This is a genomic window from Thermogemmata fonticola (assembly GCF_013694095.1).
Classification (GTDB): Bacteria; Planctomycetota; Planctomycetia; order Gemmatales; family Gemmataceae; genus Thermogemmata; species Thermogemmata fonticola.
Map to the genome: position 1 here is coordinate 93,007 of NZ_JACEFB010000004.1, position 24,035 is coordinate 117,041.

Genomic DNA, 24,035 nt, shown 5'->3' on the forward strand with positions numbered 1-24,035 from the left:
AAAACTCCCGCGGAGGCCAAAGGCGGTACTTTCCCCCAAAAACCTCCTTTTTCCCCCAACTATTGTTTATGCCAAACCGCAAGCTGCTTCGTGAAATCGACCTCGGAGAAGAGGTCATTCAACAGACCGACCAACAGTTCGAGCAAGCCCTCCCCGAATGGCTGTTTAACCAAGAGCGGGATTTTGAACCGAACAAGGTCGTCACCGGCAAAGTCCTGGAAATTCGCGGCGACGAAGTGGTCGTAGACATCGGCTACAAATCGGAAGGCGTTGTCAAGGCGGAAGAATGGCGGGACGAGACCGGCGTGCTCCACCTGCCCCAGCCGGGCGACACCGTCGAGGTGCTCATTGAGGACACCGAAACCGACGAAGGCACCATCCCGCTGTCCTACCGCAAGGCCAAGCGCCAAAAGGAATGGAGCCTGTTTTTGGAAAAATGCAAGGAAGGAGATGTGGTCAGCGGCACCGTCCTGAAAAAAGTCAAAGGTGGTCTGCTGGTCAACATCGGTGTCAACGCCTTCCTCCCGTCTTCCCAGGTGGACATCCGCCGGCCCCAATCCCTGGACGAATACATCGGCAAGACCATCGAGTGCGTCATTCTCAAAATCGACGAGTCCCGGCGCAACATCGTGGTCAGCCGCCGCAAACTCATCGAGGATCGCCGCAAAATCCAAAAGGAAAAACTGCTGGCCGAGCTGCAAGAAGGGCAAATCCGCAAAGGCGTGGTCAAAAACATCGCCGAGTTCGGCGCCTTCGTCGATCTGGGCGGCCTCGACGGCTTGCTCCACGTCACCGACATGGGCTGGCAACGTGTCACTAACCCCCACGACGTCGTCAAACTCGATCAGGAAATCGAAGTCTACATCCTGCACATCGACCGCGAAAAGGAAAAAATCGCCCTCTCCCTCAAGCACAAGACCCCCAGCCCCTGGGAAAACATCGAGCAGAAATACCCCGTGGGCAGCCGCCATATCGGCGAGGTGGTCAACATCATGCCCTATGGCGCTTTCGTCAAGCTCGAACCCGGTATCGAAGGACTGGTCCACATCTCCGAGATGTCCTGGGTCAAGCGGATCAACGATCCCCGCGAGGTGGTCAACATCGGCGACAAGGTCGAAGTCCAGGTGCTGGCCATCAATCACGAGAAAAAGGAAATCTCCCTGGGCATCAAGCAGTGCCAGGTCAATCCCTGGGATGAGGTCACGCGCAAGTATCCGCCGGGCACCATCGTCACGGGTACGGTGCGCAACCTGACCAGCTACGGGGCCTTCATCGAGATCGAGGAGGGAATCGAAGGACTGCTCCATGTCAGCGACATGAGCCATGTCCGCAAAGTGTCCAATCCCGCGGAGCTGCTCCAGAAGGGGCAGCAGATCACCTGCGTGGTCCTCAACGTCGACCAGGAACGCAAGCGGGTCGGGTTAGGCTTGAAGCAGATGAGTCCCGATCCGTGGGAGACGGACATTCCCAGCCGGTACAAGCCGGGGCAGAAGTGCCGGGGCCGGGTCACCAAACTGACGAACTTCGGGGTGTTCGTCGAGCTGGAACCGGGTCTGGAAGGGCTGCTGCACATCTCCGAGCTGGCCGACCACAAGGTGGAAAGCCCGGAGGAAGTCGTGCAGGTGGGCCAGGAAGTCGAGGTCAAGGTCCTGCGGGTCGATCCCAAGGAGCGCAAGATCGGCCTGTCCATGCGCCAGGTAGACGACGGCCAGGGAAGCCAGGAGGCGGCCGCCCCCGCGGAGGACAGCGGCGAAGCGCCCAGCCGCAGCCGGGAAAGCAAGCGGGAACTGCGCGGCGGAACCGGAGCGGCCGGACCCCTCATCCAGCTTCCCAGCGACGCGGACAATCCCCCCGCTGCTTCCTGAACGCAACCCGTTTTCTCGGCGGATTCCCACCGCCGCTCGGCGGGTTTCCCCCGTCGCCGGGCGGCGCCCCTGTCCCGGCCGTTGGGCCGGCAAGGGCCTTCTGTACCCTCGCAATCCAGACCGGAGGCGGCCCCCCGGTTTTTTCGTTCCGCCCTCTCGGACCGCGGCTTTCTCGGCCCGTGGCTTCTTCCGAGGGGGCATTCTTCCGCGGAGATGAGTCAGGACAACCCTCAGCAGAGGGGGAGAGGCGAAGCCGGCCGAGAGGGTAGTCGTACACGGCGGGTATCGAGGATAGACACGCCGCGGTCCCCGTCATTTGGACACGCCGCGGTCACCTATCACATCGACCGTGGCCTGGGACCAGCGCGACTCCCACATCGACCGTGGTCATGACACCTGCGTGCGCTCACCGACTGGGTCGTAGTCAAAGACCCAGCGCAAACCTCCTTCGGCTGCCCCCGTCTCGCGCCATATGCTGGATCAACGGAGGATCTGGCAGCACTCCTGCGTCGCGTGCTGGATCAACGCAAGATTATACAGCCCGGCAAGGCTTTTCGCAGTTCCCGAACCCCTGCAACCGTGACACGGGTGCCATACAGGTACAACCCTTGCAGGTTTTGGAGTTGTACGAGGTGTGGGAGTCCGGCGTCCGTGATCGGGGTGCGCTTCAGGTCCAGCTCTTGCAGGTTTTGGAGTTGTGCTAGTTCTTTGAGTCCGGTGTCGGTGATTTTGGTTCTGCTCAGGTACAGCAATTGCAGGTTTTGGAGTTGGGTCAGTTCTTTGAGTCCGGCGTCGGTGATCCGGGTGCTGTCGAGCCACAGCGCTTGCAGGTTTTGGAGTTGGGTCAGCTCTTTGAGTCCAGTGTCGGTGATCCGGGTGTTGTCGAGCCACAGCGCTTGCAGGTTTTGGAGTTGGGTCAGCTCTTTGAGTCCAGTGTCGGTGATTTTGGTGCTGCCCAGGTTCAACCCTTGCAGGTTTTGGAGTTGTACGAGGTGTGGGAGTCCGGCGTCGGTGATTTTGGTTCCGCTCAGGTCCAGCCATTGCAGGTTTTGGAGTTGAGTCAGTTCTTTGAGTCCGGCGTCGGTGATTTTGGTGCTGCCCAGGTCCAGCTCTAGCAGGTTTTTGAGTTGGGTCAGTTCTTTCAGTCCCGTGTCGGTAATCTTCCAACCTGAAAGACTAAGACGGGTCGGCGGTTGCATGGCCGCCAGGTAGTGCTTCAATCCGAGGTTCGTTTGCGCCTCATCCGGGATGATCAATTCCCGCAGCTTCAAGCCGCTGAGTTCTCTGAGTCCGACGTCGGTGATTTGGGTGCCACCCAGTTTCAGTCTTTGCAGGTTTTTGAGTTGGGTCAGTTCTTTGAGTCCGGCGTCGGTAATCCGGGTACGGCTCAGGTACAGCTCTTGCAGGTTTTGGAGTGGGGTCAGGTGTTTGAGTCCGGCGTCGGTGATCTGGGTGCCGAACAGGTACAGTGTTTGCAGGTTTTGGAGTTTGGCTAGGTGTTGGAGTCCGGCGTCGGTGATGGGGGTAAAGCTCAGGTCCAGCGTTTGCAGGTTTTGGAGTTTAGCCAGGTGTTTGAGTGCGGCGTCGGTGATCGGGGTGCCGCATAGGTTCAGCGTTTGCAGGTTTTGGAGGTGGGTCAGTTCTCTGAGTCCCGCATCAGTGATCGGGGTATCGTCTAGGTTCAGCGTTTGCAGGTTTTTGAGGTGGGTCAGGTGTTGCAGTCCGGCGTCGGTGATCCGGGTGCTGTGCAGGTCTAGCCATTGCAGGTTTTGGAGTGGGGTCAGGTGTTTGAGTCCGGCGTCGGTGATCTTGGTGCCGAACAGGTACAGCGTTTGCAGTTTTTGGAGTTTGGCCAGGTGTTGGAGTCCGGCGTCGGTGATCGGGGTAAAGCTCAGGCTCAGCGCTTGCAGGTTTTGGAGTTGTGCTAGTTCTTTGAGTCCGGCGTTAGTGATCTGGGTCAAGCTCAGGCTCAGCCATTGCAGGTTTTGGAGTTGAGTCAGTTCTTTGAGTCCGGCGTCCGTGATTTTGGTTCCGCTCAGGTCCAGCGTTTGCAGGTTTTGGAGGTGTACTAGTTCTTTGAGTCCGGCGTCGGTGATCTGGGTCAAGCTCAGGCTCAGCCATTGCAGGTTTTTCAGCTCGATCAGCTTCTTCAGCCCTGTGTCGCTGATCCGAGTGCCCCACAGATTCAGGGTGTGCAGGTTTTTCAGTTGGGCAATCTCCTTCAATCCCGCATCCGTGATCCGAGTTTTCATCAGGTTCAGCGATTGCAGATTTTGGAGTTGGGCTATCTCCTTCAGCCTTGTGTCCGTGATTGTGGAGCCGCGCAGGTCTAGCCCAAAGGGTGCGCCGGGAGCGGGGAGCTTGCCTACTACGCCGTCCCCTGGCCGAGTCCGAAACCTGAACCCCGGCAGGTCTCCCGCCTGCGCCTCCTGCTCTTCCAAGAACTGAATGAATCCATATTCGTTGACGCGGAGCCAGCCCGCCTCCGCACCCGCCGCACGCCATCGCTGGACCACCTCCTGGGGCAACCGACGAAGTTTTGCCTTCCCCGCTGGCTCATTGGGTTGTCCCCGACCTGACCCCTCACTGAGCAGAAAAGCCACGACCAGACCGAACCACACCCCCGCCAGAGGAAGTCGCCGCTGCATGGCTCACCTCTCCCAAGACTTGAGCGTGAGATGGAATTGACCCCTTCAGTGTAACCCGCAGCCATCAGGCCAACAAGCGAAAAGGCAATTCCGGCGATCCTGGCGGCGGCAGATTCTGTGACGGATGGGTGTCATAGTGGGAGGTATGTCAGGCCGAAGCGGCAGGGGACCGCCTCCTGACCCGGCTTTTCCTGTCGCGGGCCGCTCCCAGGGGGGAAGGGGTTCCTCTGCCTCACGCTGGCCGTGGCTCGGAAGTCTGTCTTCCGCCTCACTTTGGCCCTGGCCTTGAGGTACAATACGCACAAGCGGTGAAGACGCGGGTTTCCGCAACGTGAGGAAAGCGGGATGGTGCGTCCCTATGTGGCTGGGCATCGATTTGGGCACGACTTATTCGGCGATGGCCACGGTGGATGAGAGCGGCCGCCCGCAGATGGTGCCGAATCGGGACGGGGAGATTCTCACACCGTCGGCGATTTATCTGGCGCCGGATGGCAGCGCGGTGGTGGGCCAAGCGGCGCTGGACATGGCCCTGGAGCAACCGGAGCGGGTCGCCACGCTGGTCAAGCGCTTCATGGGCCGGCCGGAATATGATCGACCCGTCGCGGGTCGCACTTTTCGTCCAGAAACTCTTTCGGCGATCCTTCTCAAGAAGCTGGCGCAGGATGCCCAGGCCGCCCTCGGTCCGATCGAGGGATGCGTCATCACGGTGCCGGCCTATTACGACGACACGCGGCGGCAAGCCACGCTCAACGCCGGGCGCATTGCCGGCCTGCCGGTGCTGGACATTTTGGACGAGCCGACTGCTGCGGCCTTGGCTTACGCCTGCCAGAGCGGCTGGTTCCATCCCCGCCCGCTGGACGCCTCCGACTCTGGGAATTCGTCGGACCGACCGCGCATTGTCATGATCTACGATCTCGGCGGCGGCACCTTCGACGTCACATTGGTGAAGCTAGCCCGGCAGCGCTTCCAGGTCCTGGCCATCGAAGGGGATGTCCGCCTGGGAGGGCGCGACTGGGACGAACGCCTGGCGAACTGGGCGGCGGAACAATTCCTCCAGCACTTCCACGCCGATCCGCGGGATGATCCCCAATCCTGCGCCCAATTGCTCGCGAATGCGGAACGGGTCAAGCGTACTCTTTCCAAAATCGAGCAGACGACCTTCACGCTCAATTATGCTGGCCAGAGATTGACTTTGCCGGTCACGCGGGCCGACCTGGAACAGCTCACCCAGGACCTCCTCCTGCGCACGCGTCTGACGGTCCAGCAACTCTTGCAGCAAGCCCATTTAGACTGGGAGCAGGTGGACCAGGTGCTCTTGGTCGGGGGCAGCACGCACATGCCGGCGGTGACGCGGATGCTGCGGGAGCTGAGCGGGCGGGACCCGAACCGTTCTCTGGCGGTCAGCGAGGTGGTGGCGCGCGGCGCCGCCCTGCATGCCGGCATCCTGGGTGCCCGGCGCCAACTGTTTCCTGCCGCGCCTTCATTGCGCCCGGGGTCCGGGGAGTCCGCCGCCGGCTTCCGCTGGGACGAGATCGTGGAAATCCACGTCAACGCCCACAGTCTCGGCGTGGAGGTCCGCAACGGTCCGGACCGGATTCACCACAAGCTCATTGGGAAGAACACGCAACTGCCGGCGAGCGCGGAGCATGTGTATTACACGGTTCGGGAGAACCAATCCCGCGTGCGGGTGCGCATTTTGCAAGGGGAAGCGCATCAGGCCGACGCCTGCATTCCGGTGGGGGAATGCTGGATCGAGGACCTGCCGCCGGGGCTGCCCCAGGGTTCGCCCATCCGCGTCCGCTGCACGGTGCAAGCCAACGGCTGCATCCACGTCTCCGCCGCGGACTTAACCAGCGGCCGATCGGTCACCGCCACCCTCTACCGTCCCAGCGGACTGACCGACGAGCAGATCGCCCGCGAAGCCGACTGGCTCTCCCAACTGCGCATCCTCTGACCGTCCTGGCACACCCGAAGCCCCAGCGCCTGCGACAGCCCCATGACACCCCCCCGGCCTTCGCTCGTTCCCCCGCCGCCCTGGCCGACCGAGGATCCCCAGCGGCATTTCGCCCAGGCTGCCGAACGGCTCCTCTTCCAGGCCCGGCTGGAGGTGCTTGGCCAGCCCTGCCGCCTCGTCGAGATCGAGTTTTACTGGTACAGTGCCAGCCATCCTGATCCCTTCTGCCACCGCCATCCTCTGCAACGGGAGCCGGGCCGGTGGTACTTTCACCGCATGGGGGAGGCTTACCGCGGCGGCTCCTTCAAAGGTTTGGACATCACCTTCAGCGACGGCCAAGGCTGGGGCGGCATTCTGCTGCGCGGGCTGCAACTGCCAGATGGCACCATCACCTCCGGTCCATCCCGGCTGGTCGATGCGGTGTTGCGCCTCGCGGGACAGCGGCAGGCAGCCGATTTGGACCGCCTCTTACAGGGGCGGCATGCCGAAGACGTGACGGCACCGCTCTGCCTGCGCCGAAGCTCCGAGGCGGAGGGCCAGGGGAAGCCAGGCGATGCCTCGATCCGGGAGATGTATGCGACGGCGCGCGTCGGGCTGACCCTGCGTCGGGAACGGGCCTGTCCTGCCGGGCTGCGCTTCCTGCTCCGCCCCTATCGCTTTCTGATTCAGCCCCGCGCCCTCGCCGCCGGCCGGCCCCAGCTCATCCTCGCCCTCTATCTCCAGGGGCACACTCCCGACCGCATCCAGGCGCTCACCGGCACTCCCGCCGCCGCCATCCGCCGCTACCTCCAGGCCTACCAGCAAGGCCAAAAAGCCCGCCCCACTCCGGCGCAGTTCCAGGCGCTGATCCGCCGGCCCCTCACCGGCCCGTCCTGGTGCTTCCTCAGCGGACTGCTGGCCCAGCTCGAAGCCTGGCCCGATGCCGCGCTAGCCCGGCTCTTCACCTGAAGAGCGCGCCCGGCGGCGGGTGGAGGAGGGAGGAGAGCAAAACAGGCCCAGCCGAAAACCGAGCGGGGAAGCAGAGCGTCAGGGCCGGACCAGCGGATGCTCCCCGGCGGAATGACGCCGGCGGAGTGAAAGAAAGGCGGAGCGTCAGGGCCGGAACATCGGATGCTGCCGGTCGCCGCGGGACAGCATGTAGGCGAGCAGATCAAGGATTTCCTCCGGCTTGTAGGTGTCGAGCAGGCCGGCCGGCATCATGGAGATTTTCGAGGGCTTCATGCTCTCGATGTTGTTCCGGTTGACCGCGACGGTGGAACCGGGATTGAGCATGTCGGTGTTGACCATGACGACGTCGTTGTTGAGGTTGACGATGCGGCCGACGACGACGCGTTCATCTTTGGTGAGGATTTCGACGGCCTGGTACTGGTCGCTGATTTCCTTGCTGGGTTCGAGGATGGATTCGAGGAGGTCGCGAGGGCTGAAGCGTCCGGCGACGCCGGTCAGGTCCGGCCCGACGCTGCCGCCTTCGTTGTCGAAGCGGTGGCAGGCGAAGCATTTGGCGGTGGCGAAGATGCGGCGGCCGCGGTCAAAGTTGCGGCCCCGTTGCAAACCTTGATCCAGCAACGGCGTCAGGTCCTCCATCGTCCAGGCTTTGACGAAGGGGCGCGGGGCCTCCTCCGGCAGCTTGATCGTCGCGGGATTGGCCTGGAGGATGTCGGCCAGGGCTTGCTGTTCCGCCGGCGAGAGCGTGGCCACGGCATCCGCCTTGATCAGCTTGAGGAAGTTCGCAAAGCTGGCCCCGCCCTTGTAATTGGCCGCCTTGACGAACCAGAGGAAATACTGCCGCCGCAATTCGGGCGTCCAACCGGCCCGCAGCATGCGCAGGGCGCGGACATATTCCAGTTGCTCCTCCTGCGTCGGGGCTTGGGCCAGCAGCTTCATCGCCTTCGGGGCCGCCGTCTCATCCTGGAGATAGACCAGCACCTGGAGCAGCTCGCCGTCCACGTAGCGATCGCCGGTGGGGAAGAGCGGCCGGTACTTCTGGAGGTACGCCTCGCGTTCCTGGGCCGTGGGGGGGCCGAAACGGTTGAACAGCACATGATAAACGCGGATCAGGTCCAGCCGCTGGGCCGTGGTCAGGTCCGACCAGTTGATGCGGGCCAGGGCCTGGAGGATTTTGCCGCGCAGGGCGGGGTCCCCTTTCACCTTTTTCTCCCGCGTATGTTCCGGGCAGGGGGCGGAGACGCGAATCAGAGCCAGCAGGGCGTGGGCCGCCTTGACCGGGTCGGTTTCCGCCAGGGCTTTTTCCGCCCAGAGTTTGGGGTCCTGATGTTCCAGCACCACGCGAGCGGCAAACTGGATGAAGCGGTCCGGGTTATTGAGTTCCTTCCACGCTGCTGTCACCGCGGCCTCTCCGACCGGGGCATGGTAGCGTTCCAGCTCCAGGCGGGTTTGCCGGGCCGCCGCGGCGCGGGCCTCTTCCGCTCCCGCATTCGCGGAACCCGAATTCGCTCCGGCATTCGACGAACCGGAACCAGGATTGGACGAACCGGAAGCGGCGTCTCCCACATAGGTCACGCGATACAAGCCGGACTTGGTCCGCCGCCCGCCGATGGTGAAATACATGGCCCCGTCGTGAGGGTTGATCACGACATCGGTCAGGGGCAGGGGAGTACCGGAGATGAACTCTTCCAGCTCGCCGGTGTAGGCGCTTCCCTGGGGTTTCAGATGGACGGCGTAGAGTTTGCCGTAGCTCCAGTCGCAGATGAAGAGCGCCTCCTGGTACTTGCGGGGGAAGCGGGCCTGATAGCCGAAGCAGACGCCGGTCGGCGAGCCGGGACCGACGTTGAGCACTGGCGGCAGATTGTCAGGATAGTACGGCGGATACTTCCCCGCGCCGTTGCGCCAGCCGAACTCGCTGCCGCTGGTGATCAGACAGACACGCGTGGGCCGGTACCAGGGCGTGTTCATGTCCCATTCCATGTCGGCGTCGTAGGTGAACAGGTCGCCGTTTTTGTGATAGGCCACGTCGTATTGATTGCGGAAGCCGACGCTGAACAACTCCCAGTGTTTGCCATCGGGGGAGACGTGATAGATGGCGCCGCCCGGTCCCAGCACGCCTTTCATGAAGCCGTTGCCATCGGGCAGGCGGGGCAGCAGATGATCCTCCCCCCAGACCGGCGGGACGCGGGTGGTGTCGTAGCGAGTCAGGCGTGTCTGGTTGCCGCAGACCACGGTCAGCCGCTTGCCATCAGGGTGAAGGACGACGGCATGGGGGCCGTGCTCTCCGCCGCCCCCCTCGAAGCGCCGCAACAATTCCACCTGGTCCAGCGTGTCGTCCTGCCGCGAGGAGGTGACCCGGTACAAGCCGGCGTTGGCAGCGTTGACCACCACATAGAGGGAATCGAAGGCCCACAGCAGTCCCTGGGCGCTGCCAATGGGCGCCGGGACCTTCTCCACCTTCGTCCCTTCGCTCTGGCCGAGCGGCGGCGGGGTGACCCGATACAGCGGACCGTATTGATCCGAAACAATCAGCCGCCCTTTGGGGTCCACGCACAGGCACACCCAGGAGCCTTGCTCATTCTTCGGCACCGAATAGAGCAGCTCGACGCGGAAACCCTTGGCCACTTTCATCGTCTTGGGATCGGTGGCCGGCGGCTCCGGCCCGGCCTTCTTCTTCGGCGGCTGGGTCCCCTTCTGGGCCGGTTGAACCGCTTTCTGCGCCGCCTGCCCCTGCCCTACGGCTCGCTCCCCCACCGGCACCCACAGGACTGCCCCGACCAGAACCACCACACCGGCATGAAAACTCCACCGCTTCATGAACACTCTCCCTGAGACGGAAAAGTTGCTGGCACTTGCCTCAATTCGCCCCCGCAACGGGGCGGCACCCCTGGCTGGATCCAACTCTTCCCTGGCAGTATAAGACCTGCTTCTCCCTCCAGGCTACGGGATAACCGCCCTTGGCCGCCGTTGCCCCAGAAACCAGAGCCATCGGTATTTCCGCAGCATCGGGCCACGCCATTAGCCCTGGAGATCAGGCCACGCCCATCAGCCCTGGAGGAAAAGCGCACGGGACGAGGGGGCAGCCCTTCAGCTTCCACTTCCTGCTGGCGGAGAAGCGGGGGAAGGAACGGCTGCGGCAGACTCCGCCGCCGGAGCACAGCGGGCACAGCGGTTGTCGAGACTGATCGGTCCCGGTCCCATGCCGACGATGAGCAAGAGGCCGCCGAGGATGGCCACATTCTTCAGGAACATGATCATTTGCAATTGCTGTTCCTGACCTTGCAAGGCCCAGAAATTGTGGAAGATCAGCGTGGCGGGGATCAGGAAGAGGATGAGCAGGGCGGCCCCAAGGCGGGCGTGGAAGCCGAGGAGCACCGACAGGCCGCCGGCCAGCTCCAGCACGATCGCCCCGACCAGAAACAGCGGCACCAGCGGCATCCCCTGGGCTTGCATGTATTGGGCCGTTTGCTCCCAGTTCGTGATCTTGTTGACCCCGCTGAGCAGAAAGATGGCGGACAGACCAATGCGCCCCAACAGCGGCGCCCAACAGATGAGGCACTTCATCGCACGTCTCCTCCTGCACGGACATGGGCGAAGGTGACAGAACAAAGGCAGGAATCCTGCCTCCCCGGCCATTGTATGCCGCTTTCTGCCCGCCACGTCCGCCGGCCTTCTGACCTCTGAGCGGTCTGCCTCCGGTCCGGAGGGACTCTCCCCGTCTGCCCTTTTGACAGGGGAATGGAGCGGGGGTTATAGTGGAAGGGGAGTGACTATCCGGAGCAGTCATGGTCTTCCCGGTCGTGGCGGCGGAGGGGAAGGAACCGTCCGCAGCGGCCAGTGTGAGGTACGAGGCACGAGGGAGGAGGCCAGCGGTGAACCGGAGCATCCGCAAGCAACGGCACGAGGTGGCCCGCAAGCGGCACCGGCAGCATCTCCACGAACTGGAGCGGGCCTTGGAGCGGCGCAAGCCGTCGCAGACGGCGGCGTGGGTCCTGGGGATCACCCTGACGCTCTTTCTGGGGTTTGTCATTTTGGTGCTGGTGTGGTAGCGGGTGCGGCGGGGTCAGGCGCCGCGGAGGCGCCGGCGGGCCAGTTCTCCCCTGTCAGACCATCGCCCTGTTGGGCCAGCCACTGCGCCAGGTCGTCCCACCAGGGGTGGTCCGCCGCCTCGAACTCTAGGGTGTGGTGCGCCTGGGGATACTCGCGGACAGTCAGCGGGCCGGGCACTGCTGCCAGGAAGGCACGTGTCGCCGCATTGTCGATGATCCGGTCCTGCCCCGCCAGGGCTAAATACACCGGCACCTGGACGTGCTTCCGCGCCCGGCGCAGATACACATCCAAGGCAAAGCTCTGGAAGAGGAAGCGGGCCGTCGCCTGCTGCAAACCGTAGCGATCCGCGGCGATGTACCGCTGCGCGGCGGGATCGGCGGTGAACAACTCCGGCTCGTTCAGAGGAATTGGGAAGCGTTTCTCCGGGCGCAGATGGGCGGCCAAGGCGATTCGCAGGCGCTGCATTGCCGGCGGTTGGACCCGCGGCTTCAGGCCCGGACAGAGAAGCACCACGGCCTGGACCAATCCCGGCTTGCGGTAGGGCAAGGCCAAAGCTAGCTTGCCGCCCCAGGAGATACCGCCCAGGATCAGGGGCAGCCAGGGCCGGTCCTGCCGCAGGTGCTGGACAAACTCGGCCACGTCGTCGAGCAGACGGCGGAAACTCGGCGCATCCCCGCGCCAGGGCGTGTTCCAGCCCGCCCCCCGCCGGTCCAGAAAGTACGTCTCGTACCCGGCTTCGGCCCACCGGCGGCAGGAGCGCTCATACCAGCCTCCGTGGCTGCGGATGCCGTGGAGCCAGACCAGCCGTCCGCGTGGACGCTCCCCGCTCGCCGGATAGTACCGGTAATAAAATCGATAGCCGTCCGACGCCCGGAAGGTGCCCACGAGCGCTCCGCTGGCCGCCCCGGCCTCCCCGCCCCGGCCTCCGATTCCCCCGATCAGCGAACCCCACGCCGCCGATGCTGCCATTGCGCTGCCGCTCCGACCAGGAGGACCATCACTCACTCTTACGGCCGCAACCGATGAGCATCTCGCGCCGGACAGCCACTACAGCCAGCCGCTGCGGTTCGATTGTCACCCCCAGACCGCAGCCCGCCAGGGCCGGCGCCCGCCCCCCCCAGCCGATGGTGATGTCCTCCCGGCTCAGCCATTCCCGTACCAGATACCGATCGTAGCTGCCCTCCAGATAGCGCAGGCCGCCCACACTCGTCGCAAAATGCCGCCCCGCCGCCGATAGGATTGCCGTCTCCCCCACCTGGCAGCCCAACTGGCATCCCAGTCCATGCTGCCGGGCCAATTGCACCAGCCGCAGCGAAGGAATGAACCCCCCGCACTTCGACAGCCGGATGTTGAACAGGTCGCACCAACCGTGGCGAATGGCCAGCTCCGCATCCCGCAGGCTGCAAACCGATTCATCCAGCATGATGGGAATGCGCACCTGCCGCCGCACTTCCGCCAGGCAGGACACCTCTTCCTGCGCCACCGGCTGCTCCACGCAACTGATGCCGAACGGCTCCAACTCGCGGATACGCTCAATGACTTCCCCCGCCGACCAGGCCTCGTTGGCGTCCACCCGCAGATCGATCCGCCGCCCCAGATAGCGCCGCAGCACACTCAGCCGCTTGACCTCGTCTTCCCCCTTGATGCCAACCTTCACCTTGACGTGTTCAAAACCGGTCCAGCGGTACACCAACGGATACAGCCGGCGCTTCCAGCCGCGGGGATTGGCCAGAATGCCGCTATAACGCACCTGGGGGCGGAACTGGTACAGCTCCGGTGCGAGGATTTCCGCCACCCGGCTCAGCGGTTCGCCAAAAGCTCGCCCGCAGGCGTCCAGCAGGGCCAGCTCCACCGCACAGCGTGTGGCCTTGCCGATAATCTGCCGCTCATCCTCCTCCACCGGCGCGATTTGCAAGCGCTCCGCCAGCCGGACCCCCGCCACAAAGTCCGGAATCTCCTCCCCCAGTTGTTCCTCCAGCGCACTGCGCCGCAGCAGTTCCCAGCACGTGTCGATCGTCTCGCCGGTCACATACTCCCGCGGCACCCCTTCCCCGTAGCCCACGGAACCATCGGAGAGAATGCAGCGGACCACCAGGTTCTCCGTCTCGCTGCGGCTGTGTGAAGCGTGTGTCACCCGGCGCTTCAAGGGAATCCGCACCTGCAACGCTTCCAGTTCCACCACGCGCATGAGTCTGATCTCACTTTCCGCTGGCAAGGGGAAGGAGGCCGATCAGCCCACACGGCCGCCGAGCAGCCCCAAAGCATTCTGGCACAGCCACAAACCCAGGCCGACCAAAAGCGCCGCACTGAACGTCGGCAGCATCCGGAACCACCGGCTCTCGGAGAAACGATGCTGCCCGGCCCGCAGAGCATACACTACCGCCACACCCAAACCCACCAGCACCGCCCCCAATCCCAGACTGAAAGCCAGCAACAGCGGAATCGCCGCATCCAGCCGTCCCAGCGCCGACGCCGCCACCAGCAACAGCACGGCGTCCCAGCACGGCACCAGTCCGCCCCCCAAACCCATCAACACCACGCGCAGCCAGCCGATCGTCCCCTCATCCTTCTTCGCCGTCGAGGACGGTGGACCTGCCTGCGGACGGCGGCTTCCCTCCGGTGAAGCAAATGCGGGCGCATCGGAGAACGGTGAGGAACCAGGAAGCGGAGAGGAACCAGAGGGAGGCGAACTTGGGCCGGTTGAATGCGGCTCATCACGGGCAGGGGTGGAAGGATGCCCCTGGGCAGGCGAGTCTTCCGGCGCCTCGCTCGGCGACTGATCCCGGCCAGAAGCATGGACCCGCTCATGGACCTGAGAAGCGGACTGAGCATGGGCCGGAGGGGGGGAAAGAGGAGAGGAAAGAGAGTGCGAGTGGTGGTGATGGTCGTGATGATGATGGCCCTGGTGATGGTGATGATGGTGGTGATGGTGATGGCCGCCGAAGAGGTGGAAGTGATCGGCTTGACCGGCGAGGCGGCGCGAGAGAAGCCACAGGCCCACCCCCACCACGAGAAGCCCAGCGGCCAATTGCAATAGGCCGTGGGCCAGAGCCGGGATTTGCGTCCCGTAGATCAGCCACAGAACAATCGCCACCAGGAACACCGAGCCGGTGTGGGCGATCGTGGTAGCCAAAGCCAGCAGGCAAGCGTGGCGGACCGTCCCCCGTTCGCCGATGAGATAGGCCGCCACCAGGGTTTTGCCGTGGCCGGGCGTGAAGGCATGCGCCGCTCCGAAGAGAAACGCCGCCAACAGCAAAATACCCCAACCGAGGTGCGAATCGAACAGGGCAAGCAGCCCCCGTTCGTGCAAGTCCGCCCAGAGACTGGAAGACGGACCCTCCGGCAGCGGCTCCGTGGAAAGCTCGGATGGCCCTAGCTCTGGTACAGCGGAGGAAGGCCCCGCGGAAGGCGGTGCCGGCCGCTCCGCCGGCAGGAGCACCTCCGCCCGCGCGCGCCGCGCCTGGAGCGCCTCCTCTGCGGACAACTGCTCGATCGGCCGGGAACGCAACCGCAGCGGCGGTTCCTCCAGGTCCACAATCTCCACCTCCCCTTCCGTCCCGCGGGCCGCCACCGTCAGATGCACCAGGCCGGGATACTCCTCAAATGTCCGGTCCTCGATCTCCACGAGGCGTTGCCGCCCTCCGTTCGGCCAGCGGCCCCGCAGCAGGTACCGGCATGTCGGGTGATCGCTCAGCGTCACGTCCCAGTGGATCAACTCCAGTGCCAACGGCTGGCCATCCACCCGGACCTGCAACCGCCCCTGCACTTCCTCCACGGCCTTCCGGGCGTAGGCCGTGGCATAGCCGCGCCAGGTCCGCTCCATGCGGGCGATTTCCTCCGGTGCCAGCCGCCGGGCCGCGTCCAGATGCATCCCAAGCACGCTGACATCCAGCGTGTACGTGACGTCCACCCCCGCCGCCGATAAGCGCACGGCAATCGTGCGGTCAAAACGGACCTCCGCCAGGGGATGGGCCGACACCGGGGGAACCGACCCCATCCCCCCTGAGGCCAACTCCCATACCCCCGCCAGCAGGAGCAGCCCCAGGAACCGCCCGAACGGGAGGCCGCGCCGTCCTCGAAGAACGCTATCCCATCGCATACTGCTATCAAACAGGAAACGCCCCCTGCCTGCAATGGGGGGCGTCCTGTTCGGCAGCTTGCGGAGCCTGCACCGCTTATCCTGAGATAAGGATGGCCCTGCGGAGGGATTATCTTGAGGAAGGAAACCGCCGCCTCTCCCCACCGGACTCGCTCGCGGCCCGAAATCCGAGACCGACAAGTGACGGACGGCCAGCGGTCAGTTCCAGGGAGGCCTTTCGCCTCACTTCTTCGGCTTGCAGTACGACAGGGCCATCAAGGCATAGCCGGTAACCAGATTCGGATCCCCTTCCATCCAGCGGTCGTTCTCATTGACCCAGCTTCCATCGGGCCGCTGGCGTTTGGCCAGCGCTGCCAGCAGGTCGGCCCGCCAGTCGTGCTTGACACCTTGCGCATCGGTGAACGTATCTTCACCCAAGGCATCCATGCACTTGGCAAACGTGTGATAGTAGTAATACAGGCCACGCTGGCTGTTGGCGGCAGGCATCCCCGGATTGGCGTCGAGCGTGTAATTCTTGGCAATCCACTCCAGGGCCTTCTTCATCCGCGGATCGTCCTTACTCACCCCGCAGTAAATCATGCTCTTGATCCCGGCGTAGGTCATGCTGCCGTAGCCCGCCAAATCCCCCTTGGTGTCGTCCGTGCGGCGGTTCTCTCCCTGATTGGCTCCCGTATAGATGAAGCTGCCGTCGTTGTACTTCCCGGCCCATTCTGCTGTGTTAAATTCGCTCTTGAAGTTCTGACACCGGCTGACGAAAACGAGCGCCTTTTTGAACGCCGGATCGTTCTTGTCCACCCCCGCCTCCTTGAGCGCTTCCAGGAAAAAGGCCGTGTTGGACAGGTCCGGCCGCGACTTGTCCCCGGCATAGCCGGCCCCGCCATAGTAGGTATGGTCCGGCGTCACCCCCCGCGCCTCATCCCACTGATACGACTTGAGGTACTTCACCGCATTGCCAATCACTGCCCGGTACTTCTCCTCCCGCTTCGCCGCTGCCAGTGCCATCACATTGACGCTCGTCACATAGTTGATCAACGTCGCTTTGGCGTCATCCCCGGCAATATGCCCCGACTTCGCGTTCACCAGGGACTCGATATACTTCAAACCCTTGGCGGTCGTCGGGTCCTCCGGCCCATAACCGGTGCGGATCAGGCCCGTCACCACGATGCCGGTAATGCCCCGGCTCATCGGCTCCCGGCTCCAGCTCCCGTTCTCATTCTGGCTTTTGCGCAGAAACGCCACGGCCTTCTCCACCGTGGTCTGCCAGAGCTTCGCCGCATCCTCTTGCTGCCCGACGGCTTGACCCCGCCCCAGTCCCAGTCCCACCGCGGCTGCCACACCGAGAGCTGCGGCCAGTACACCGCTCACACGCTTGCCTTTCCCCATCGTTTCAGCTCCTTGTGCCAAGTAACCTCCAATCGGTAAACCTGTGGGGAATTCCCCCCATCTCAGGCCAGGGGTGAAATGTGCAATTCCCAAGCCGTAAGAACCAGCCCGGGCATCTTTCATCACTCACCCCACTATTCTACGCTCCAGTCCGAAGGATCAGGCCCTCCCCCGCTGGTCATCCTTTGACCACGCCTGATCACGCCGTAGCCACGCCCAAGGGACCAAGCCGCCCTGACTTCTCCATCGTAACCGGCGGCCGGCTCCCCACGGATCACCCTTGACACCTTCCGCCTCGCGCCCTCATGATGCCCGCCACGGTTGAGGAGGAACCGGCATGGATGCTACGCTTGCTCCGGTCACACCGCTGCATGTCTTGCGGCACCTGGTCACAGCCGTCCTGTGCCCCAGCCGTCCTTGCCCGGACACCGCGCCGCGCCTCGCCTCGGCCCTGGTGCTCCTCCTGCTCCCCGCGGCCCTCCTCTATCCGACGCTGGACTTCCACCTGCTCGAACCCGACGAGGGCCGCTACGCCCAGATTCCCAAAGAGATGCTGCAACAGGGCCAATGGATCGTTCCGACCCTGCAAGGAGAGCCGTACCTGGACAAACCGCCGCTGATGTACTGGCTGACCGCCCTGTCCTACTGGCTTTTCGGTGTCAGTGCCGCCTCGGCTCGCCTGGTTCCCGCCTTGGCCGTACATTTGACCATCCTGAGCGTCTATTTTCTCGGCCGCCGCAGTGTCGGAGAAAAAGCCGCGTTTTGGGCCGCCCTGATCCTGACCCTGGCACCCGGCTACTGTGCTGTGGCCCGCCTCTTGCTCCTCGATGGACTTTTGACCCTCTGCATCACCCTGTCCCTCCTCTGCGGTTATGAAGCCGTCCGCACCGGCCGCTTCCGCCCCGGCTACTGGCTCGCCGCCGCCGTGGCCTCCGGCCTGGGCTTCCTCACCAAAGGCCCGATTGCGGAAATCCTCCTCTTCATCCCCCTCTGGATTTTCACCTTCTTGACACACGGCCCCGGAGCTAGTCGCGCCACTCCCCCTCCTGCGGCCGTCCGCCCCGTTTGGTACCTGCTCTTCTTCGCCATTGTCGCTGTTGTCAACTTGCCGTGGTATGTGGCTATCTACCTCCAGCAACCCCGCTTTTTGTTCCACTTCTTCTGGCAGCACAATGTCCTGCGCTTCCTCCAGCCCTTCGATCATCTCGAACCGGTGTGGTATTACTTGCCCCTCCTGCTAGCCGGCCTGCTCCCTGCGACGCCGTTGTTTGTGGTCCACCTGTTCCGCCTCTTTCTGCGGCCCGCCCACGACCCCAGCCGCCCCGCTTTGCCCGAGTTTTTCTGGCTCATCACCGCTCTGTGGTGCCTCCTCTTCTTCAGTTGTTCCGGCAGCAAACTCCCCACCTACATCCTGCCGGCCTACCCCCCTCTCTGCCTGGCTCTCGGCGCCGCCGCCGTCCGCTATCGCTGGCATCAACTCCTTCTGCCGCGCCTCAGCCTCGCTGCGATGGCCCTCCTCCTGGCCTGCGCCTTCCACGTCCTCATCCCGCTTTATGCGCGCGAACGATCTCCTTATGGACGGCCAGAACTGATTGATCCATTCGTCGCAGATAAAAGTCAAACTATCGTTTGCTTCTCACGCAATTGCGATTCCATCGCCTTCTACCTCGACCGCTCCGACCTGCGCTCCGTCCGCACGCGGGATGTCAATCATCTGTACGTCGCCTGCCACTTCCGGCCCCGCACCGTCATCCTCTTTACCCACCGCGAAGCTTTAGCGGGCTTCCGCAACGCCCTGCCGCCAAGCCTGATGATTGTGGAAACCGTCTCCCTCCGCCGCAGCTACGGCCACCCTTGGCTTGACAAAATCCTCGGCATCACACCGTGGGGACTCTGCGACATCGCCGTCATCGCCCCCCGCTCCCTCCAACCGTGATTCCACTGACTGCTCCGGCACTTCTCGGACGCCTCAAGCTGCCCTCCACAGCAGAGCACCTCCCCAGTCCGCGCTTTCTTTCTGGCTGAAAAAAAAGGCGCAGGCAAACAGCACCAATATCGACCGGCCCGGAAATTCCTCCTCTCCCCCGAAAAATCCAGGTTTTCCTGCCCATTTTCCGCCCTCCAACCTCTCGGCCTTGCCGCGAGCATTTGACCCGCAGATTTCTCCGTTCTAGGTTGGAGACGGTGTGCGGATCGCACCGGCACGCCCTGTCTTTTGGCGGAAAATCCCACAGACCTGTCGCCCACGGTGTGGACCCATGCTAGCCCGACGACACCTGCAAGCCCGCCGCGGCGTCTCGGCCGTGGAAATGGCCGTAGTCACCGTCGCCATCCTCCTTCCCACCATCATCGGCCTGTGGGAAGTCGGACGGCTGATCTATGTCACGCAAGTCGTCAGCCATGCCGCACGGGAAGGCGCACGCCTTGCTGCACAGGCTTATACCATCAACTCCAGTGGTCAAGTCGTGGACATCCACCGCGCCACCGGCGTCCCCAATGTCGCCAGCACGGTCTACCAAGCCCTTCGCGCTGGCGGACTCGCCCAACTCCAACCCACGGATGTCGCCGTTGAATTCCAATTTACCAGTGGAGACACCAGCCGCACCGAACCCTACCAGGGAGAGCGCGGACAGACATTCTTCGTCCGGGTCACCGTCCCGTGGTCCCGAGTGCGACTCATCAACCTCGGACTGATCAACCCAACGCAAGTGCAATTCACCGCCCACTGGCGAATGTTAATCGACGAGCGATTTAGCATCAATGATCGATTACCAACCTGGTGATAACCATGAAAGTCAACACCACCCATAATTTGCAAAAACGTAAAGGTGCGGCCATTGTGGAAATGGCCCTCGTCATCACCGTACTGGCGATGCTCTTATTCGGCATCTTTGAATACGCACGCTTTTTGTTTGTCATGCACATCACACATAATGCCGCTCGTGATGCCGCTCGCTACGCCGCTGTCAATCTAGATAAACCCAGTAATTTTGATACAACAAACTACACCAATGCCACAGGCACAACCTTTCTCTCCGTCCAAAATTATGCCCGCGAACGCATGGCCGGCGCTCACGGCCAACTTGTCAACTTCCAAGTCGCCGTCTATCCGGTAGATAATACAGGTCTTTATCTAGATCCACCTGTTATTCGGCCAAAATCTAAGACTCCTGGAACATACCCAGATCCCTTCAATCCGAGCGACCCGAATCGTGTGCCTTGGAGCCAAGCGGACTATACAGAAAAAATTGCAGTGACTATCCGAGGTGAATTCAGGAGTATTTTACCGAATCTCCTGTTGATGCCAGCTACGATACAGATTGAAATAACAGGTATGTCAGCCGCAGAAGGATGATATATTCACCAGGAGATTAGCTATGATCTGTCGGCAGAAATCACAGGCGCGTCGCGGGATCGCCATCCCAGTGATTGCCATCTGCATCATCGGGCTATTCGCCTTCGTGGCGTTGGCTGTCGATCTTGGCATGTTGGCCATCTCCCGCACCCATGCTCAGAACGCTGCTGACATCGCTGCTCTTGCAGGCACCCGTCAACTCAGCAACCGTCCGGGCGTGGTCAACAGCAACTTGGCCCAAGCCGTTGCTGTCGCTCGCGATGCTGCCACCAGTAACTTCCATCGGAACGAACAATTTACACTTGCTCAAATCGAGCGGATCGATGTTGGGCAATATCTTTATGATCCGGTAAGTCAACAGTTTCGCGTCTCGACATGGTACAACGCCGCTGAGAATCCCACCCCACCGAGCGGTTCTTGGACCGCAATGCGTGTCCGCATGACGGCACCCCAATCCACCTATTTCATGAGGATCCTTGGTGTCAACACAATGACAACCTATGCCGTCGCCACGGCTGTCTATCGACCGCGTGATATTGCCTTTGTATTGGATATGACCGGCTCTATGCAATTCAGCTCGTTATTCAATTATGGCTCAAGATCACACAATCCAGATACCTTGATTCCACGCTTCGGACATTACAGCAATTCTACGATTCAATCTCGGTTAATATCAACAACGAACTACTCTTCTGGGGCTTATACTTACGCCAGAAACAATTTCACCATTTACACTCCTGGCGGTCCCCCCATCATCCGCAACTTTTACTTCGACCCCGCCAATCTGAGCAATCCTACGACGCCCGCCGTGGCGGTCAATCCCGCCAATCTCCGCAATGCTTTCCATCGTTGGAATCCTCCAGAAAGCGGGGCCAATTCCGATACCTACACACCGCCGACCTACGATTTCACCGGTTACGATGCCTTTGACACCACCAACAGCCGTGGTCCCACACCCGCCCCGTACAACTTCCAGTACATGACAGATTCCGGTGGTATCACCTATGTGGGTGATCGCTGGCGCCGTGCTGATGGTTCTATTAATAAAACAGATACAACATGGAGCACTAGCAGTACTTCAACTAAGCCTGCAACGACTTTGATTGAGCTATTAGGTTATAATATTAGTGGTTCTAATGTCCGTGGCGGAACCAGTGGAACAACTGTCATTACAACGATTGATCGATTCCGCGATCCCATTTGGGAACAATATGGATATGATTTGGATATTGTCGCCTATCGAGCCGCGAAGGGAAACGGTCCGCCGCTGAATCCTGGTAGCTTTTCGACTCTCGTTCCCCCCCAGGACCGCTTCAAGGGCTACTCCATGGGACCGGGGTATTGGGGCAAGACCTTTTTCATCTGGCCTCCTGACCCCCGTGCTCCAGTCGGTAGTCCAGGAGATGCCAACTATGTGCCGGGAGATTGGCGCCGCCGGTATTTCCTGAACCGAAACGGTAATCCCTTCGATCCTCAGGTGGATAATAATCCCAGTACATCTCCGGGGGCAAGCACGGGTTTTGAAGGCATCAATCAGGTATTGCTTAATAACGCTGCGAATCAATTGACTGTGGCTGGATTTGGTACGACCTCAAATCCCAATTGGCGAATCAATTATACAGCAGTCTTGAAATGGATTAAGAGTGACCCACAAGTACTGCCACCTAATCTCCGAGCAGGTCGAATTGTATATTATACATCGATACCAGATGATGTTAATACTTCATCTGGTACGACAGAACAAAGATTAGATAAAGTATTTTGGAAGAATTATATTGATTTCGTATTAGGATGGAATTATATAAATAGTGGTTATTTGTATGGTCTTGGTGATAGTTGGTCAATTGCGGCAACAAGTATCTACCAGAATAATCTCAATACGTGGACCGGGCCATCGAATAACTGGCCTAGTGCACGTCCATATATGCGCTATGACGATTCCCCGAATCGGCCCCGCTTGCATTTTTGGTTCGGTCCTCTCAGCATGGTAGCGTTCATCGCTCAAAGATACCAGGTAAGTTCCAACGTCAATTGGCTCCCTGGAACATGCTATGAATCTCAATGCTGGCAACTTAAGGCCGGTATGAACTCTGTAGTTGATGACTTGCGGAACAATCGTCCCAATGACAATTTCGGTCTTGTCTTTTTCGCCGCTTCACATCAGAACGGCATTCGTGTACCCATGGGACAAGATTACACTGCATTAAAAAATGCATTATTCTATCCGAGATCATTACTCAATGCTATCAATAGTGGTAATACAACATCAGAGATTCGTCCATACAACTTGAGTTTTTCTGACACTATCAGTCGGGCAGAAATACCTAACGCTGCTGGTAGTACAGACCCAGTTACTGGCTTCTCTTACGCTTTCAATTTGTTGTCTCCATCGACGTATTTGCCAGCAAGTACCTATGGAACCATTCGCGGCCGTCGTGGTGCCGCTAAAGTAGTTATCTTTGAAACTGACGGTGTACCTAATACGGTACGAGTATTCAACTTCCGGATGCGGGGATATGATAGCTACTATGAATCTACAGATTCAGTATATGGTGTAGGCGATGGTGGAGCAGATTCCATGAATACGGCGTATGCCGTGGTGCAGCAGATTGTCAAGCCGATGGCCACGACGAATGCTTCGGGTGTGGACAGCGGGTTGAGTCTACCGAATGCGCCGGCGCGGGTGTATGCCGTGGCGTTCGGCGATTTGTTCGATCCGCTGAACAACTCGACCTTCCGAACAACTGCGTTACAGTTTCTAGCGAATGTGGCGGCCTACGGCGGCACAGGCGAGATGGGAGCGACGACTATTCCTGACGATCAAATCATCACGGGAACGTATCAGCAGCGTATCGACCGCTTGCGCAATTGCATGCAACGGATATTCAAGTCAGGTGTATCTGTCACTCTCATCGAATAGGAATACCATACAAAAATGGAGCGCAATGTGAATTGTGCTGTTCATTGGGAACATGTCAGCAAGTTCTATCCGGTCGGGCCGACAGGTTGGCGGCGGGTGACGGCGGTGGAGGACATCACGCTGTCCGTTCCTTACGGCTCGGTTTTCGGACTCATCGGCCCAAATCGCGCGGGAAAGACGACGCTGCTGAAGCTCTTACTTTCGCTCACCTATCCCAGTGCCGGGCAGATTTATCGTCTGGGCCGTCCAGCTCATGACATACATACATTATCTCGTGTTGGATATATGCATGAGAATCATGCATTTCCATACTATTTGACAGCTTCGGAGATATTGTATCTTTATGGTGGTTTGACAGGCTTAGCGGGGGCGGAATTGCGGCGGCGAGTGGAGGAAGAATTGCGGCGCGTGGGCTTGGCCGATCGGCAACATGAGGCGATCCGCACTTATAGCAAGGGGATGCTCCAGCGGCTAGGATTGGCCCAGGCGTTGCTCGCGGAACCGGAGCTTTTGGTGCTCGATGAGCCGACGGAGGGGCTGGACCTGGCAGGACGGCAGTTACTGCGGCAGGTGGTGACAGCGATGCGGCAGCAGGGAAAGACGGTGCTGATGGTTTCGCATACCCTGGCGGAGATCGAGCAGTTGTGCGACCGGGTGGCAGTTTTGGTCGCTGGCAGACTCGCCTTTACGGGGACAATGGCTGAGTTGCAATCGAACCATCTGGAGTATGATACCTTGGAGAAAAAATTGATGGCTATTTACGAACAGAGGATTGCTATATGACGGCCTTGCCTCTGGCTATACGCACAGTTCGTT

At 61.1% G+C, this 24,035-nt stretch carries 16 protein-coding genes; 9 read left to right on the forward strand and 7 right to left on the reverse strand.

All coding sequences use genetic code 11. From position 1 onward, the window contains the following. Positions 1–68: 68 nt before the first annotated feature. Positions 69–1,865, forward strand: a complete 1,797-nt coding sequence (locus H0921_RS07825) for a 30S ribosomal protein S1 (protein ID WP_194537500.1) — start codon at positions 69–71, stop codon at positions 1,863–1,865. Between the two features lie 521 nt (positions 1,866–2,386). On the opposite strand, the gene H0921_RS07830 is transcribed toward H0921_RS07825, so the two are convergent. Continuing rightward, positions 2,387–4,513 (reverse strand): leucine-rich repeat domain-containing protein, encoded by a 2,127-nt coding sequence (locus H0921_RS07830; protein ID WP_228499219.1) that lies wholly within the window; start codon positions 4,511–4,513, stop codon positions 2,387–2,389. Positions 4,514–4,871: 358 nt separating this feature from the next. Between H0921_RS07830 and H0921_RS07835 the strand changes: the two genes are divergently transcribed. Together H0921_RS07835 and H0921_RS07840 are read left to right on the forward strand one after the other, a co-directional pair. Next, positions 4,872–6,467, forward strand: a complete 1,596-nt coding sequence (locus H0921_RS07835; protein WP_194537501.1) for an Hsp70 family protein — start codon at positions 4,872–4,874, stop codon at positions 6,465–6,467. A gap of 42 nt (positions 6,468–6,509) precedes the next feature. Further along, positions 6,510–7,415, forward strand: coding sequence for a hypothetical protein (locus H0921_RS07840; RefSeq protein WP_194537502.1), 906 nt, complete (start codon positions 6,510–6,512; stop codon positions 7,413–7,415). A gap of 144 nt (positions 7,416–7,559) precedes the next feature. Here H0921_RS07840 and H0921_RS07845 read toward each other — a convergent pair whose 3' ends face one another. Then, positions 7,560–10,229 carry a c-type cytochrome gene (locus H0921_RS07845; RefSeq protein ID WP_194537503.1) on the reverse strand — a complete coding sequence of 890 codons (2,670 nt, stop codon included), beginning with the start codon at positions 10,227–10,229 and terminating at the stop codon, positions 7,560–7,562. A gap of 270 nt (positions 10,230–10,499) precedes the next feature. After that, positions 10,500–10,976, reverse strand: a complete 477-nt coding sequence (locus H0921_RS07850) for a DoxX family protein (protein WP_194537504.1) — start codon at positions 10,974–10,976, stop codon at positions 10,500–10,502. A gap of 308 nt (positions 10,977–11,284) precedes the next feature. Here H0921_RS07850 and H0921_RS07855 point away from each other — a divergent pair, with 308 nt between their 5' ends. Continuing rightward, positions 11,285–11,461, forward strand: a complete 177-nt coding sequence (locus tag H0921_RS07855) for a hypothetical protein (protein WP_194537505.1) — start codon at positions 11,285–11,287, stop codon at positions 11,459–11,461. Here H0921_RS07855 and H0921_RS07860 read toward each other — a convergent pair. The 4 genes from H0921_RS07860 to H0921_RS07875 form a co-directional block, all read right to left on the reverse strand. After that, positions 11,439–12,431, reverse strand: coding sequence for an alpha/beta fold hydrolase (locus H0921_RS07860; RefSeq protein WP_194537506.1), 993 nt, complete (start codon positions 12,429–12,431; stop codon positions 11,439–11,441). The genes H0921_RS07855 and H0921_RS07860 overlap by 23 nt on opposite strands. A 28-nt stretch (positions 12,432–12,459) precedes the next feature. Continuing rightward, a complete protein-coding gene (locus H0921_RS07865) occupies positions 12,460–13,650 on the reverse strand; it encodes a dipeptide epimerase (RefSeq protein ID WP_194537507.1) in 1,191 nt (396 codons plus the stop codon). A 42-nt stretch (positions 13,651–13,692) separates the two neighbouring features. Continuing rightward, complete coding sequence (locus H0921_RS07870) at positions 13,693–15,459, reverse strand: HoxN/HupN/NixA family nickel/cobalt transporter (RefSeq protein ID WP_194537508.1); 1,767 nt, start codon at positions 15,457–15,459, stop codon at positions 13,693–13,695. Positions 15,460–15,783: 324 nt separating this feature from the next. Further along, on the reverse strand, positions 15,784–16,944 hold the full coding sequence (locus H0921_RS07875; protein ID WP_194537509.1) for a prenyltransferase/squalene oxidase repeat-containing protein: 1,161 nt from the start codon (positions 16,942–16,944) through the stop codon (positions 15,784–15,786). 337 nt (positions 16,945–17,281) lie between these two features. Between H0921_RS07875 and H0921_RS07880 the strand changes: the two genes are divergently transcribed. The 5 genes from H0921_RS07880 (at position 17,282) to H0921_RS07900 (ending at position 24,002) form a co-directional block, all read left to right on the forward strand. Then, positions 17,282–18,880, forward strand: a complete 1,599-nt coding sequence (locus tag H0921_RS07880; RefSeq protein ID WP_194537510.1) for an ArnT family glycosyltransferase — start codon at positions 17,282–17,284, stop codon at positions 18,878–18,880. A 322-nt stretch (positions 18,881–19,202) separates the two neighbouring features. Further along, positions 19,203–19,727 carry a TadE/TadG family type IV pilus assembly protein gene (locus tag H0921_RS07885; RefSeq protein ID WP_194537511.1) on the forward strand — a complete coding sequence of 175 codons (525 nt, stop codon included), beginning with the start codon at positions 19,203–19,205 and terminating at the stop codon, positions 19,725–19,727. Positions 19,728–19,732: 5 nt separating this feature from the next. Next, positions 19,733–20,299 (forward strand): TadE family protein, encoded by a 567-nt coding sequence (locus H0921_RS07890; protein ID WP_194537512.1) that lies wholly within the window; start codon positions 19,733–19,735, stop codon positions 20,297–20,299. Between the two features lie 22 nt (positions 20,300–20,321). Further along, the gene (locus H0921_RS07895) at positions 20,322–23,219 is read left to right on the forward strand and encodes a Tad domain-containing protein (RefSeq protein ID WP_194537513.1); all 2,898 of its coding nucleotides are present in this window, start codon (positions 20,322–20,324) and stop codon (positions 23,217–23,219) included. Between the two features lie 15 nt (positions 23,220–23,234). Beyond that, the gene (locus tag H0921_RS07900; RefSeq protein ID WP_194537514.1) at positions 23,235–24,002 is read left to right on the forward strand and encodes an ABC transporter ATP-binding protein; all 768 of its coding nucleotides are present in this window, start codon (positions 23,235–23,237) and stop codon (positions 24,000–24,002) included. Positions 24,003–24,035: the final 33 nt, after the last annotated feature.